This is a genomic window from Bradyrhizobium sp. BTAi1 (genome assembly GCF_000015165.1).
Lineage (GTDB): Bacteria > Pseudomonadota > Alphaproteobacteria > Rhizobiales > Xanthobacteraceae > Bradyrhizobium > Bradyrhizobium denitrificans.
Map to the genome: position 1 here is coordinate 6,219,515 of NC_009485.1, position 14,026 is coordinate 6,233,540.

Here is a 14,026-nt window from a genome sequence, read left to right on the forward strand (position 1 = left end):
CAAACGCCTGACCGCGCTGCTGGCCTCGAAGACGGCCGAAGCAAGGTCCGCCAGCGGGCCTCGCCGCTGGGGGCGGTCGCGCGCAAACCGATCGTGATGGCCCATCAGGCCATCACGAAAGGCTGATCTTCCCTGCGATCACCTGCGCCCGCCTCTCCGGCGCGCGCGCCGATCAGACGCCGCCGGACTGCGTGGATTTGGCGGCGAGCCGCGCATCTGCGGCGTCAGACGTCGCTGTCTTGGGCGAGACCAGGCGCAGCACGACGACGAAGAACACCGGCACCCAGAACACCGCCAAGACGGTCGCGGTGATCATGCCCCCGAGCACCCCGGTGCCAAGCGCCTGCTGACTGGCCGCGCTCGCCCCACTGGCGATGACCAGCGGCACCACGCCGAGGATGAAAGCGAGCGACGTCATGACGATGGGCCTGAAGCGCAGCTCGCAGGCGGTGATGGTGGCTTCGATCAGAGGCACCCCGCGCGCCAGCAGATCCTTGGCGAACTCGATGATGAGAATGGCGTTCTTTGCGGACAGACCAATGATGGTGATGATGCCGACCGTAAAGTATACGTCGTTCGGCAGCCCGCGCGACCAGGCCGCAGCCACCGAGCCGATCAGTCCGAGCGGCACCGCCAACATCACGGCGAATGGGATCGACCAGCTTTCGTACAGCGCGGCAAGACAGAGAAACACGAACAGGATCGACAGGCCGAGCAGGAACACGGCCTGAGACCCAGCCAGCTTCTCCTGCAGCGACTGCCCGGTCCAGGCATGGCCGAAGCCCTTTGGCAGCGTCTGCATCAGCCGCTCCATTTCGGCGATCGCATCGCCCGACGTATAGCCCGGTGCCGGATTTCCGGTAATTCGCACCGAAGGATAGCCGTCGAAGCCCACGACCTGTGTCGGCCCCACGTCCCAGACCACTTTCGCGAAAGACGAGAACGGGACCATCTCGCCTGCGGAGTTCCGAACGCTATAGGTCAGCAGATCCTCAGGCTTCAGACGCTTGCCGTCGTCGACCTGCACGATGACCCGCTGCATTCGGCCGCGGTTCAGGAAGTCGTTGATGTAGTTCGAGCCGAGGCTGGTCGACAAGGTCGCATTCATCGAGGCAAAAGTGACCCCCAACGCCGCGGCCTTGACGCGATCGATCTCGAGACGGACCAGCGGTGCCGGCGGCAGACCCTCGACGCTCAGCGGGCCGAGCACGGGTGATGAGGCAGCCGCCTTGAACAGCGTGTCCTTGGCCGCCATCAGGGCGTCGTAGCCACGCTGCGATCGGTCCTGCAGGCGGAAGCTGAAGCCGCTGGTGTTGCCGAGATTGTCGACAGGTGGCGGCGCGAGCACCGACACCTGGGCATCGCGGATTTTCGCAAGCTCGGGATTCAAACGGGCGATCAGCGCATCTGCGCTCTCGTTTCGGCCGCGCTCGGACCAGTCCTTGAGCGTCACGAAGGCCTGCGCGGTGTTGGCGCCCTGACCAAAGAAGCTGAAGCCGGTGATAAAGGAGACCTTGTCGATCCCAGGAGTCGCCGTGAGCTTCTCGCTGGCGGCGTGGACCGCATCCAGCGTGCGGTTCGCGCTGGCGTCTGCCGGCGTCAAGACGTCGACCATCACGAAGCCCTGGTCATCGACCGGGAGGAATCCGCCCGGCAAGCGCCAGAACGCATAACCCAGGCCGGCCAACAACAGCAGATACAACAGCATGAACCGGCCGCCGCGGACGACGACCCAGCGCGTCGCAGTGGAATATTGGCTGGTTACCCGCGCAAACCACCGATTGAACCAACCGAAGAAGCCACGGGTCGCGTGTCCATGTCCCTTCTCGATGGGCTTGAGCAGGGTCGCACACAGCGCTGGCGTCAACGACAGCGCCAGGAATGACGAGAAGCCGATCGATATGACCATCGCCGCCGAGAACTGCTGGTACATGATGCCGACAGATCCGGGAAAGAAGGCCATCGGCACGAACACCGCCATCAGCACAAGCGTGATGCCGATGACCGCACCGGTAATCTGCTCCATCGCCTTGTCCGTCGCGGCCCGCGGGTGCAGCCCCTCCTCGGCCATGATGCGTTCGACGTTTTCGACCACGACGATGGCATCGTCGACGAGAATGCCGATGGCCAGCACCATGCCGAACATGGTCAGCACGTTGATCGAGAAGCCGAGCCCGAGCAACACGGCGCAGGTTCCGAGCAACGCGATCGGGACCACGATCGTCGGGATCAGCGTGTAGCGAATGTTCTGCAGAAACAGGAACATCACCAGAAAGACCAGCGCCACGGCCTCAGCCAGAGTGAGCAGCACCTTCTTCACTGAGGCGGCGATCACCGGCGTCACGTCGTAGGACACTTCGTATTTCACACCCGGCGGGAAGAACGCAGCGAGTTCCTCCATACGGGCCTTGACGGCCGCCGCGGTCGCGAGCGCGTTGCCCGACGGCGCCAGTTGAACCGCGACGGCAGCCGCCGGACGTCCATTGAGCCAGGATGAGAACGCATAGGACAGACCAGCGACCTCGATCCGGGCCACATCGGACAGGCGCACGGTCGAGCCGTTCAGATTGGCCCGCAGCACAATCTCACCGAATTCCTCGGGGGATTCGAGCTGCCCTTTCACGAGCACCATATTCTGCAGGCGCTGCTGTGTCGGCGCCGGCGGGGCTCCGAGGGCTCCGGACGCAACCTGCGCGTTCTGTGCGGCGATCGCGGCATCGACGTCCGCGGGCGTCAGACCGAGCCCGAGCAGCTTGTCCGGATCGAGCCATATCCGCATCGCGCGCTCGGTTGCGAACAGACGCGCGCGGCCGACGCCGGGCAGTCGGCGCAGCTCTGGCAGCACATAGCGGGTGGCGATGTCGCCCAGGCCGATCTCATCGAGGCTACCGTCGCTCGAGGTCAGGGTGACGAACTGGAGGATGGCGCTGCTCGCTTCGAGAATGGCGATGCCTTGCTTTCGAACCGCCTCGGGCAGGCGTGGCTCGACCCGCTTGATCCGATTCTGGACGTCGACCGACGCCTGCTCGATATCTGTGCCCGGCTTGAATGATGCAAAGATCTCGACATCCCCCGTGGTGTCACTGGTTGACTCGTAATTCAGGATCCCCGCCGCTCCATTCAGCTCTTCTTCGATCAGCCGGGTCACGCTGTAGTAGAGGTTTTCGGTCGACGCGCCGGGATAGGTCGTGGAGATCGAGATCGATGGTGGGGCGATGATCGGGTATTGCGCAACCGGTAGGAACGGGATTGCGAGCACACCGCCAAGGCAAATGAAGATCGCCACGACCCACGCGAAAATCGGGCGGGCAATAAAGAAACGCGACATCGGATACGGTCTCCGGAGCCTGTTGCGGCCGTCAATTGGATGAGTTCGGAGCGGCGATCCGCCAGGCGACCGGCTTCACCATTTCACCTGGAGAGAACTTCTGAAAGCCATCGACCACGATGCGCCATCCAGGCTTCAGACCGTCCTCGATCATGACGCCGGCATCGACAGAGCGGCCAACCCGCACCGGCTGAAGTGTCGCCCTCTGCTGATCGTTGATCACGAACACCGCGCTCCCACCGGCTGGAGTCCGCTGGATCGCCTGCGACGGAACGACGATGCCGTCGGCGTCGATCGCCTCCTCGATCTGAACACGCACATACATTCCGGGCAGCAGATCCGCGTCCGGATTCGGGAATTCCCCGCGCAAATTGACCTTCGACGTGCTGGGATCGACGCTCACGTCGGAAAACAACAGGCGCCCGCTATGCTTGTAGACCGATCCATCATCAAGAACGAGCCGCACGCGCGCGGCTTCGGACGACACCTTTTTCAATCTGCCATTAGCAAGGTCGCGCTTGAGCTGAGCAAGCTCGCCGGCCGACTGCGTGAAGTCCGCATAGATCGGATCGAGCTGCTGAACCGTTGCCAGATGCGCCGCATCCGTTGGACTGACAAGCGCCCCTTCGGTCACCAATGCACGTCCGATACGCCCCTTGATCGGGGCTCTGACCGTCGCCCATTCAAGATTGAGCTGAGCTTGTTCCACGACGGCTTTCTGTGCCGCCACTTCAGCCTCCGCCTGGCGCTCGGCTGCCAGCGCAAGCTCATATTGAGCCTGCGACGTCGACTGGCTCGTCAATAGCGACTTGAGCCGATCTTCCTGTCGTTCGGCCTGATAAAGCACGGCTTCAGCCTTTGCCAGTGCGGCCCGGGCCTTATCCAGCTCGACCTGGAACGGGGCTGGATCAATCCGATAGAGTACCGTCCCCGCCTCGACGACGCTGCCCTGCTGGAAGCCCCGCTCTGTCACGATGCCACTGATGCGAGGCCGCACCTCCGCGATCCTCATCGGCGTAATTCGCCCCGGCAGAATCTTCGTGAGCGTCACCGGCGACGCCTGGACCGTGATGAACCCGACGGCCGGCGCATCCGCCGCCTTGGCTGCCGACGCCCCCTCCTGCTCCTTGCAACCCACGACACTAATCGTCGCAACCAGGAGAAGCATACACCGCGTCGCGTGCTTCGACACACAACCCGATAGGCGTAAGCTCAAGTTCAAGGCCATCGCAACGATCCCCCAAGGAAAGGCGTCCATCGCCAACCGCATGTCCGCCGGACACGCAACTAAGCAGCGCGATCCGAACAATCAACCCATCGCGCGCATTGCTATCCTATCGATCGACTGCGACCACAAAATTTCAACTGCCATAAACGTTCGGGAGGAGCAATTGGATCAGTTGGTCGCAGACATTCACGCCCCATCAATCATACGGGCCGCCGAACTACCGCTACGCATTCATTATACCAGCGCAGCTGCGCCCGGGAGCGACGGCCGTGCGCCATCTCGACGCGGGTCGAGACCGGCCAGCCCCACGCGGCTCCGGACATCAGATGCGGAAGCGGATTGACATACCGATCGCGGCTCACGACGACGCAGGCCAGGCTTCCGGATTGCGCGTGAGGGTCAAGTAACGTGCACATGCGGCATAGGCCGCGGAGCTCAGCCGAGAGATCGCAGCCACGCCAGTCGCGCGATCGCCCGCGACGCAAGTCGCTGCAACCGATCGAGCTGCTCGGGATCGGTCGCGCGCTCGGCATGGTCCAGATAGGCGTCCACCAGCGCCTCCGCGATCACCGTCGACTCTGCCTGAACGAGAGCGGCCGGCAATTGCACCAGACCGGCGATCTCCGCCGACATTCTGGAGGCCTCCTGCGCAAGCTCATGGAGACGCTCGGCCGGGCGGCTCGCCGAGCGAGCGGCCATGGCCTCGAGCAACTCCGCAAGCCGCGCCTCCAGCTGACGCGCATCGACGGGCTCTCCGTCGGATGTCGTTCCCCCGCCTTCGTTCTCCGTGTGATAAGCGCGCCGCCGCTCCTTGCGCAGCGTCGCGACGTGGCCAAGCTCCTCGCGCGCCATGGCCTCGGACGCTGTCTTGACGTCCGCATTGTCAGTGAACGCGGCGACGTAGGACCAGAACGCGAAGGCGCGCTCCTCATTGCGCACCGCCATGGCCAGCGCACGATACGGCGTCATCAGGCGCGAGCCGTGAATTTCGCTCGCCGCCTCCGGCTCGAACGTCTCGGGCGCGCGCCATCGCACCAGCGCGGCATCGGGAGCGTGTCCCGTGCGCGCCGTCGACCACCGCGCCACGCTGTCGACGTGCTCACGTTCGGCCGCAGCCAAGCGGGCAAAGACCTCGGCCAGATCGCGACGTCCCTGGCGCTGCATCTCTTCGCTCAACGCCGTGTAGCGATCAGCCGCCTCCCGCTCCATCGCATTCGCGAGCGCAAAAAGCTCGTCAAGCGAGGCAAGGTTCCCGGCGGGTTCCGACTTCAGCAAGAGGGTTCGTGACAACAACATGACGTCAGCCTGCTTTGACGACCTTGCCCAAGACGGGCTCTGAGACGCCGCTGTTTGAGACGACGACGTCCGAATGCCGCGGCGTGTTTGATCCAGCGCAACGTTCGTGAGATTGCAACCCACTAGACAGGGCGCACGATCAGGAGTCAATTTAGGTTGGCTCGATTTGCGCCGAGGATGTCAACGACGACGATCCTCCCTTCCCAACACGACAACTGATTGGAATGCGCGTCCTTCGCGGGGCGAGGGTTCCGCTTGAGGTGATCATGGTTGCGAGTGATGTCGCCACCAATCGAGGACCTATGGCTGCAATGATCCTGGCGGTCCTGATCGCGCTCTGCACGCTGGCAGCGCCGTGGCCAGCGCATGCGGTCGGAGATCTCGCCAACTATCTCTCAAAGATCACGCCAAGCGAGTTCTTTCCCGGCGCGGATCGTTTCGGCGCACCGCAAGGCGAGCCGCCGATCGTGCCCGTCTATCGCGGCGATCAGCTCCAAGGCCATGTCTACCTCAATTCCGATTTCGCCAATGCCGTCGGCTATTCCGGCAAGCCGATCAATATTCTCGTCGGCATCGCGCCCAAGGGCGTTATCACCGGGCTGAAGCTGGTCGACCACAAGGAGCCGATCGTGCTGATCGGCATTCCCGAGCCGCGCATCATTGCCGCGCTCAACGGCCTGCTCGGCAAGGACATGACGCCGATCGCGCAAGGCGCGGAGCATGCGCCGCAAGCCGACATCATCTCCGGCGCCACTGTGACCGTGCTGGTGATGCACGACAGCATCGTCCGCGCCGCCATGCGCCTGATCCGCAGCGGCCGGATCGGCGGGAGCAACCCGGCAGGCGCGGTCACTACACCGCCGAGCGTGGTCAAGACGGTCGATCCCGACAAGAGCGAGATCCGCGACTGGACGAGCCTGCTTGGCGACGGCTCGGTGCGGCGGCTGCATCTCAGCATCGGCGACGTCAACGACGCGTTCGCAAAATCGGGCAATACGGTAGCCGCGCAAAATCCGGAGCCCGGCAATTCGGACGACACGTTCATCGACCTCTATGTCGCGCTGGCCAGCGTGCCGTCGATCGGCCGCAGCCTGCTCGGCGAGGAGGGCTATCAGCGGCTGAAAGACCGGCTGCAGCCGGGCCAGCAGGCCATCCTCGTCGCAGGAGACGGCGTCTACTCGTTCAAGGGCTCGGCCTATGTCCGCGGCGGCATCTTCGATCGCATCGAAGTGCTGCAGGACGGCGCCAGCACGCGATTCCGCGACAAGAATCATATGCGGCTGGGCGCGCTGGAAGCCAACGGTGCGCCGGCATTGCGCGAGATCGGACTGTTCGTCACGCCGTCCGAATTCACGCTCGACCCGGCCGAGCCATGGCAGCTTCAACTCCTGGTCCAGCGGACCACCGGCAGCCGTGACAAGGCGTTCCTCTCGTTCGACGTCAATTACACGCTGCCCGACGCCTATCTGAAGCGACAGGCGCCGCTTGCTCCGCCGGCCGCGAATGCGCCTGCGCCGCTGCCTGCCACGAGTAGGGCGCAACAGTCGGCCGAGGACGCTGAAGAGCCGCTGTGGATGCGCATCTGGCGCTCGCAAACCGTGTCGGTCGGCATCACTGCACTGGCACTGGCCGTGCTCACCGGCATCTTCTTCTTCCAGAACGTGCTGGTGCGCCGGCCCCTGCTCTTCACCTGGGTACGGCGGAGCTACCTGCTGTTCGTGCTGGTCTGGCTCGGCTGGTACGCCAATGCCCAGCTTTCAGTGGTCAACATCCTCACCTTCACCAATGCGCTGCTGAGCGGCTTCCATTGGGAGTTCTTTCTCGCCGCTCCCCTGATCTTCATCCTGTGGGCCGCGACCGCCGCGGGCCTGCTGTTCTGGGGCCGCGGACCGTTCTGCGGCTGGCTATGTCCGTTTGGCGCGCTCCAGGAGCTGACAAACACGGCGGCGAAATGGCTCAAGGTGCCGCAGATCACGGTGCCCTGGGGCCTGCATGAGCGCCTCTGGCCGATCAAATACATCATCTTCCTCGGCCTGTTCGGTTTGTCCTTGTACTCGGTCGCGCTCGCCGAGCAGTTCGCCGAGGTCGAGCCGTTCAAGACCGCGATCATCCTGAAATTCGCGCGCAGCTGGCCGTTCGTGCTGTATGCGGCGGCGCTGCTCGGCATCGGCTTGTTCATCGAACGGTTCTTCTGCCGCTACCTGTGCCCACTCGGCGCCGCACTCGCCATTCCCGGACGTATCCGCACCTTCGAATGGCTGCGCCGCTGGAAGGAATGCGGCTCGCCCTGCCAGCGCTGCGCCAAGGAATGCCCGGTGCAGTCGATCCATCCCGAGGGGCACATCAACGTCAATGAGTGCATCTACTGCATGCATTGCCAGGAGCTCTATTACGACGACCAGCGCTGCCCGCACATGATCCAGGTCCGGCTCAAGCGGGAGAAATTCGAGGCGATGTCATCGCCGTCGATGCGCAAGTCCGGCCAGAAGACGCTGGTCACGCATGCCGGCCGGCCGCTGACGGCCCCGGTCCAGCCCCCCGATCTCACCCGTCCATCATAAGGAGACCACGATGGCGCACGACGACGACCAGACCAAACTCAGCCGCCGGCAGATCGTCGGCACGGCCGCACTCGGTGCGGCCGGCGTGGCCGGCAGCATCGGCCTGACCAAGACGATCGAGACCACGCCGGCCGCAGCGCAGCCGCGGCCAGCCCCAGGCAAGGCGGAAGTCGCGCCGGGCCAGCTTGACGATTACTACGTGTTCTTCTCCTCAGGCCAGACCGGCGAGCTCCGCATCGTCGGCATGCCCTCGATGCGCGAACTGATGCGCGTCCCCGTCTTCAACCGCTGCAGCGCCACCGGCTGGGGCCAGACCAATGAGAGCCGCAAGATCATGACCGAGGGGCTGCTGCCGGAGACGCGCGAGCGGCTCAAGGACAGGCTCGGCATCTGGATGAATGGTGACTGCCACCATCCACACATGTCGTTCACCAACGGCACCTATGACGGGCGTTACGTCTTCATCAATGACAAGGCCAACACCCGCCTCGCCCGCATTCGCACCGACGTCATGAAGTGCGACAAGATCATCGAGCTGCCGAACCAGTACACGATCCACGGCATGCGGCCGCAGAAGTTTCCGCGCACCGGCTATCTGTTCTGCAACGGCGAATATGAGGTGCCGCTGCCGAACGACGGCAAGGTGCTCGACGACAAGTCGAAATACTGGTCGATCTTCTCGGCCGTCGACGGCGACACCATGAAGGTCGCCTGGCAGGTGATCGTCGACGGCAATCTCGACAACACCGATTGCGACTACCAGGGCAAATACGCCTTCGCGACCTGCTACAATTCCGAGAAAGGCGTGACCCTGGCCGAAATGACGGCCAGCGAGCAGGACTGGGTGACGATTTTCAACATCAAGCGCATCGAGGACGCCGTCAAGAAGGGCGACATCAAGGAGATGAACGGCGTTCCCGTCATCGACGGCCGCAAGGGCTCGCCCTATACCCGTTACGTGCCGGTGTCGAACAGCCCACATGGTCTCAACACCGCGCCGGACGGCATCCACGTCGTCGCCAATGGCAAGCTGGCGCCGACGGTCACGGTGATGGACGTTCGCCTGATCGACAGCCTGTTCGACGACAAGATCAAGCCGCGCGACATCATCGTGGCCGAGCCCGAGCTCGGCCTCGGGCCGCTGCACACCGCCTTCGACGGCCGTGGCAACGCCTACACGACGTTGTTCCTGGACAGCCAGGTCTGCAAATGGAGCCTCGATCTCGCCAAGCGCGCGTTCAAGGGCGAGAAAGTGAACCCGATCATCCAGAAGCTCGACGTCCATTATCAGCCCGGCCACAACCACGCCTCGATGGGCGAAACGCGGGAGGCCGACGGCAAATGGCTGCTGTCCTTGAACAAGTTCTCCAAGGATCGCTTCCTGAATGTCGGTCCGCTGAAGCCGGAGAACGACCAGCTGATCGACATTTCCGGTGACAAGATGGAACTGGTGCATGACGGCCCGAGCTTCGCCGAGCCGCACGACGCAGTGATCGTGCACCGCTCCAAGCTTGAGGGCCGCGTGACCTCGATCTGGAAGCGTGACGACCCGTTCTTCGCCGATGCGCGCAAGCAGGCCGCCGCCGACGGCGTCACCCTGGAGAGCGACGCCAAGGTGATCCGCGACGGCAACAAGGTGCGCGTCTACATGTGGTCCAGCGCGCCCGCCTATGCGCTCGAGAAGTTCGAGGTCAAGCAGGGCGACGAGGTGACGGTCTATGTCACCAATATCGACGACGTCGAGGACCTCGTGCACGGCTTCTGCATCGTCAACTACGGCGTCAACATGGAGATCGACCCGCAGCAGACCTCGTCGGTGACCTTCATCGCCGACAAGCCCGGCGTCTATTGGTATTTCTGCACATGGTTCTGCCACGCCATGCACATGGAAATGCGCGGACGCATGCTGGTCTCGCCGCGGAACGCGTGAGGCGATGCGGCGCATGCGCCATATCCTGACATTGGGGCTGGCGGCGCTCATCGCCGCCGGCCTTCCCTGCCGCGCGACCGCAGCGACGCTGCGGGTCGCAGCCGGCACCCCTGACCTTCAGGCAGTTCTCGATAGCGCCGCTGACTGCGACGAGATCATGCTGGCGCCCGGCACCTATCGCGGGCCCCTGCGGCTCACCCACCGCCTGACGCTGAGCGGCGTGGCCGGTTCGGTGATCACCGGTGAGGGCCAGGGCAGCGTCATCACCGTCACCGCGCCGGGCACCGTGATACGTGGCCTCGCCATCGGCGGCTCCGGCCGCTCGCTCGAGCAGATGGACTCCGGCATCTTCGTCGAGCAGTCCGCGCACGACACGCTGATCGAGCATAACAGGCTCGAGGACAATCTGTTCGGCGTCTATCTGCACGGCGCGGCCAACGCCATGGTGCGCCACAACAGCATCATCGGACGGCGCGGCACGCAGCCGGGCGGCGTCGGCAATGGCGTGTCGGTGTGGAACGCGCCCGGCGCCCAGGTGGTCGACAATGACATCCGCTACGGCCGCGACGGCGTGTTCGTGATCACCAGCCGCAACAACCTCTTCAGCCGAAATCGCTTCAGCGACCTGCGCTTCGCGGTCCACGACATGTACGCCAATGACAGCGAGATCTCCGACAACATCTCGACCCGCAACATCATCGGCTATGCGATGATGTTCTCGAAGAACCTGGTGGTGAAGGGCAACGTCTCCGATCATGATCGCGATCGCGGCCTGCTGTTCAACGCAACCAACGGCTCGCAGATCTCCGGCAACAGCGTGATCGGCGGCCTGCAGCCAGCGGAGCGCTGGGCCACCGCGGAGAACCGCGGCTCCGATGAAGGCATGCCGCAGACCGAGAAGAGCGCGGTCGGCGCGGGCTCCGGCGTCCGGCCGGGTCCAGAGAAATGCGTGTTCATCTACAATACCAACAACAACCGGATCTTCGACAATTGGCTGGAAGGCTGCGAGATCGGCGTCCATTTCACCGCCGGCTCCGAGGGCAACGACATCCGCGGCAACGCCTTCGTCGGCAATGCCAGCCAGATCAAATATGTCGGCAGCCGTCATCTCGACTGGTCGAAGAACGGCCGCGGCAATTATTGGAGCGACAATCCCGGCTTCGATCTCAATGGCGACGGCGTCGCCGACACCGCCTATCGTCCGAACGATCTCATCGACCGCGTGTTGTGGACGGCGCCGGCCGCCAAGGTCCTGATCAATAGCCCCGCGGTGCAGGTGATCCGCTGGGCACAGGCGCAGTTTCCCGCGATCCTGCCCGGTGGCGTCGTCGACAGCCATCCTCTGATGGCGCCGCCGGCGCGCCGCACCGCTCCGGAGAGCCAGGCCCGATGACCGCGACAATCCATATCGCCGACGTGATCAAGCATTACAACAAGGTCGAGGCCGTGAGGGGCGTGTCGTTCGACCTCGCCGCGGGCGAGATGGTCGCTCTGATCGGCCACAACGGCGCCGGCAAGACGACGCTGATGAAGATGATGCTCGGCCTGATCCGCCCCACCCGCGGCACCATCGCCGTGCTCGGGGAGAATCCAGCCGCCGGCGAATTCTCCTCCCGTCGGCAGCTCGGCTATCTGCCGGAGAACGTCGCCTTCGACGCCGCTCTCAGCGGCCGGGAGACGCAGGCCTTCTACGCCCGCCTCAAGCGTGAGCCGGTGCAGGAGGCGCTGGCGCTGCTCGACATCGTCGGTCTCGGCGACGCGGCGAAGCGCCGCGTCAACACCTACTCCAAGGGCATGCGCCAACGTCTCGGCCTGGCGCAGGCGCTGATCGGCCGCCCGCGGGTGCTGCTGCTCGACGAGCCGACCACCGGCCTCGACCCGGAGCTGCGCCAGACCTTCTACGACGTGATCCAGAAGCTCGCCGCCGAAGGCACCACCGTGCTGTTGTCGTCGCACGCGCTGACCGAACTCGAGGAGCGCGCCGGCCGCGTCATCATCATGAACCGCGGCCTCAAGGTCGCCGATGGAACGCTGGAGGAGCTGCGCAGGCTGGCGCGATTGCCGACGCGCATCCGGGTCAAAGTCGCCAACCTGCCGCCAGCGGGCCGGCCAGCCTGGCTGCCCGCGACCGCCTCGTATCGCCGGATCAATGGCCACATCGTCGAGATCGACGCGGCGCCAAACGAGAAGATCGAGCTCCTGCGCCGCGCGACCGCCGACGGCACCGCCGTGCAGGATCTCGAGCTCATTCCGCCCAATCTCGACGAACTCTACGCGCATTTCCTGCGCCACGCCGAGCGCCCGCAATGAACAGCGTGATCACCATCGCCGCCAAGGAAATCCAGCAGGCAATTCGCAATCGCTGGGTGCTGGCGGCGACCCTGCTGCTGGCCGGGCTCGCGCTATCGCTGACCTTCCTCGGCAGCGCCCCGACCGGCACGGTCGGCGCCCGTGCGCTGGATGTGGTCATCGTCAGCCTGTCGAGCCTGACGATCTTCCTGATCCCGCTGATCGCGCTGCTGATCGCGCATGACGCCATCGTCGGCGACATGGAGCGCGGCACCATGCTGCTGCTGCTGAGCTATCCGGTGGCGCGGTGGCAGGTGCTGCTCGGCAAGTTCCTCGGCCATCTCGCCGTGCTCGCTTTCGCAACCTGCCTCGGCTACGGCGCAGCAGCTGCGGCGCTGCCGATCATAGGCAGCAGCTTCGACAGCGAGGGGCTTGCCGCCTTCGCCGCGATGATCGGCTCATCCATCCTGCTCGGTGCGGTGTTTGTCGCGATCGGCTATCTCGTCAGCGCCGTGGTGCGCGACCGCGGCACCGCCGCGGGGCTGTGCATCGGGCTGTGGCTGGCGCTGGTGCTGATTTACGACATGGCGCTGCTTGGCCTGCTGGTGCTCGACCAGGGCCGCAACATCTCCGGCGGCATGCTCAACGCGCTGCTGCTGCTCAACCCGACCGACGCCTACCGGCTGTTCAACCTGACCGGCTTCGCCAATGTCAGCCTGTTCTCCGGAATGGCCGGGCTCGCGGGCAGCAGCACGCTGTCGGTGCAGGCGCTGCTCACCGCGCTCGTCCTCTGGATTCTGGTCCCGCTCGCCGGCGCTGCGCTGGCCTTTTCCCGGAGGGAGCTATGAAGCGTCTTGCTCGCGCCTGCGCCGTTGGCGTCGCCCTCGTGCTCGCCGGCTGCAACGACAAACAGGCCGCCGCCCCGCCGCCGCCGATCAAGCTGAGCGCGGAGGCAATCGGCCACTATTGCGGCATGAACCTGCTCGAGCATTCCGGGCCCAAGGGACAGATCTTCGCCGCCAGCCTGATCGAGCCGGTGTGGTTCTCCTCCGCGCGCGACGCCATCGCCTTCACGATGCTGCCGGACGAGCCCAAGGACATCCAGGCCATCTACGTCTCCGACATGGCGAAGGCGGTGAGCTGGGACAATCCCGGCGCCGACAATTGGGTCGAAGCGCGCAAAGCGGTGTTCGTGATCGGCAGCCGGCTCAAGAGCGGCATGGGGAGCGACGAGGCGGTGCCGTTCTCCGCTCGGAGCGCCGCCGAGCGCTTCGTCGCCGAGCATGGCGGCCGCATCGTCGGCTTTGCCGAGGTGCCGCGCGACTATGTGCTGAGCTCGGCGGATGATCGCGACGGCGCAACCAAGCCGGACCCCAAAGACAGCAATTGAGCAG

Annotated in this window: 9 protein-coding genes; 6 read left to right on the top strand and 3 right to left on the bottom strand. The window is 64.7% G+C overall.

The features are described from left to right. Window positions 1-172 precede the first annotated feature (172 nt). The 3 genes from BBTA_RS28065 to BBTA_RS28075 all read right to left on the bottom strand — a co-directional run bounded on the left by BBTA_RS28065 (window position 173) and on the right by BBTA_RS28075 (window position 5,852). Window positions 173-3,328, bottom strand: a complete 3,156-nt coding sequence (locus BBTA_RS28065) for a multidrug efflux RND transporter permease subunit (protein ID WP_012045892.1) — start codon at window positions 3,326-3,328, stop codon at window positions 173-175. A gap of 31 nt (window positions 3,329-3,359) precedes the next feature. Continuing rightward, a complete protein-coding gene (locus tag BBTA_RS28070; protein ID WP_012045893.1) occupies window positions 3,360-4,496 on the bottom strand; it encodes an efflux RND transporter periplasmic adaptor subunit in 1,137 nt (378 codons plus the stop codon). Window positions 4,497-4,991: 495 nt separating this feature from the next. Beyond that, complete coding sequence (locus BBTA_RS28075) at window positions 4,992-5,852, bottom strand: ferritin family protein (protein ID WP_012045894.1); 861 nt, start codon at window positions 5,850-5,852, stop codon at window positions 4,992-4,994. A gap of 302 nt (window positions 5,853-6,154) precedes the next feature. On the opposite strand from BBTA_RS28075, the gene BBTA_RS28080 reads away from it, so the two are divergent. The 6 genes from BBTA_RS28080 to BBTA_RS28105 are packed head-to-tail and all read left to right on the top strand — an operon-like array spanning window position 6,155 to window position 14,022. Further along, window positions 6,155-8,413 carry a NosR/NirI family protein gene (locus tag BBTA_RS28080; protein ID WP_244424156.1) on the top strand — a complete coding sequence of 753 codons (2,259 nt, stop codon included), beginning with the start codon at window positions 6,155-6,157 and terminating at the stop codon, window positions 8,411-8,413. 10 nt (window positions 8,414-8,423) lie between these two features. Further along, on the top strand, window positions 8,424-10,343 hold the full coding sequence (gene nosZ / locus BBTA_RS28085; protein ID WP_012045896.1) for a TAT-dependent nitrous-oxide reductase: 1,920 nt from the start codon (window positions 8,424-8,426) through the stop codon (window positions 10,341-10,343). A gap of 4 nt (window positions 10,344-10,347) precedes the next feature. Then, window positions 10,348-11,736: a nitrous oxide reductase family maturation protein NosD gene (locus tag BBTA_RS28090; protein ID WP_012045897.1), complete on the top strand. Its 1,389-nt coding sequence runs from the start codon at window positions 10,348-10,350 to the stop codon at window positions 11,734-11,736. Beyond that, a complete protein-coding gene (locus tag BBTA_RS28095) occupies window positions 11,733-12,653 on the top strand; it encodes an ABC transporter ATP-binding protein (protein WP_012045898.1) in 921 nt (306 codons plus the stop codon). Before BBTA_RS28090 ends, BBTA_RS28095 begins: the two co-directional genes overlap by 4 nt. Further along, window positions 12,650-13,480 carry an ABC transporter permease gene (locus tag BBTA_RS28100; protein WP_012045899.1) on the top strand — a complete coding sequence of 277 codons (831 nt, stop codon included), beginning with the start codon at window positions 12,650-12,652 and terminating at the stop codon, window positions 13,478-13,480. Before BBTA_RS28095 ends, BBTA_RS28100 begins: the two co-directional genes overlap by 4 nt. Further along, the gene (locus tag BBTA_RS28105; RefSeq protein WP_012045900.1) at window positions 13,477-14,022 is read left to right on the top strand and encodes a nitrous oxide reductase accessory protein NosL; all 546 of its coding nucleotides are present in this window, start codon (window positions 13,477-13,479) and stop codon (window positions 14,020-14,022) included. Before BBTA_RS28100 ends, BBTA_RS28105 begins: the two co-directional genes overlap by 4 nt. Window positions 14,023-14,026: the final 4 nt, after the last annotated feature.

What these genes read in the sequence shown, in the direction of transcription:
- BBTA_RS28065 (WP_012045892.1), bottom strand. Translation starts at nt 3,328, where the DNA reads ATGTCGCGTTTCTTTATTGCCCGCCCGATTTTCGCGTGGGTCGTGGCG.
- BBTA_RS28070 (WP_012045893.1), bottom strand. Translation starts at nt 4,496, where the DNA reads ATGCTTCTCCTGGTTGCGACGATTAGTGTCGTGGGTTGCAAGGAGCAG.
- BBTA_RS28075 (WP_012045894.1), bottom strand. Translation starts at nt 5,852, where the DNA reads ATGTTGTTGTCACGAACCCTCTTGCTGAAGTCGGAACCCGCCGGGAAC.
- BBTA_RS28080 (WP_244424156.1), top strand. Translation starts at nt 6,155, where the DNA reads ATGGCTGCAATGATCCTGGCGGTCCTGATCGCGCTCTGCACGCTGGCA.
- nosZ (WP_012045896.1), top strand. Translation starts at nt 8,424, where the DNA reads ATGGCGCACGACGACGACCAGACCAAACTCAGCCGCCGGCAGATCGTC.
- BBTA_RS28090 (WP_012045897.1), top strand. Translation starts at nt 10,348, where the DNA reads ATGCGGCGCATGCGCCATATCCTGACATTGGGGCTGGCGGCGCTCATC.
- BBTA_RS28095 (WP_012045898.1), top strand. Translation starts at nt 11,733, where the DNA reads ATGACCGCGACAATCCATATCGCCGACGTGATCAAGCATTACAACAAG.
- BBTA_RS28100 (WP_012045899.1), top strand. Translation starts at nt 12,650, where the DNA reads ATGAACAGCGTGATCACCATCGCCGCCAAGGAAATCCAGCAGGCAATT.
- BBTA_RS28105 (WP_012045900.1), top strand. Translation starts at nt 13,477, where the DNA reads ATGAAGCGTCTTGCTCGCGCCTGCGCCGTTGGCGTCGCCCTCGTGCTC.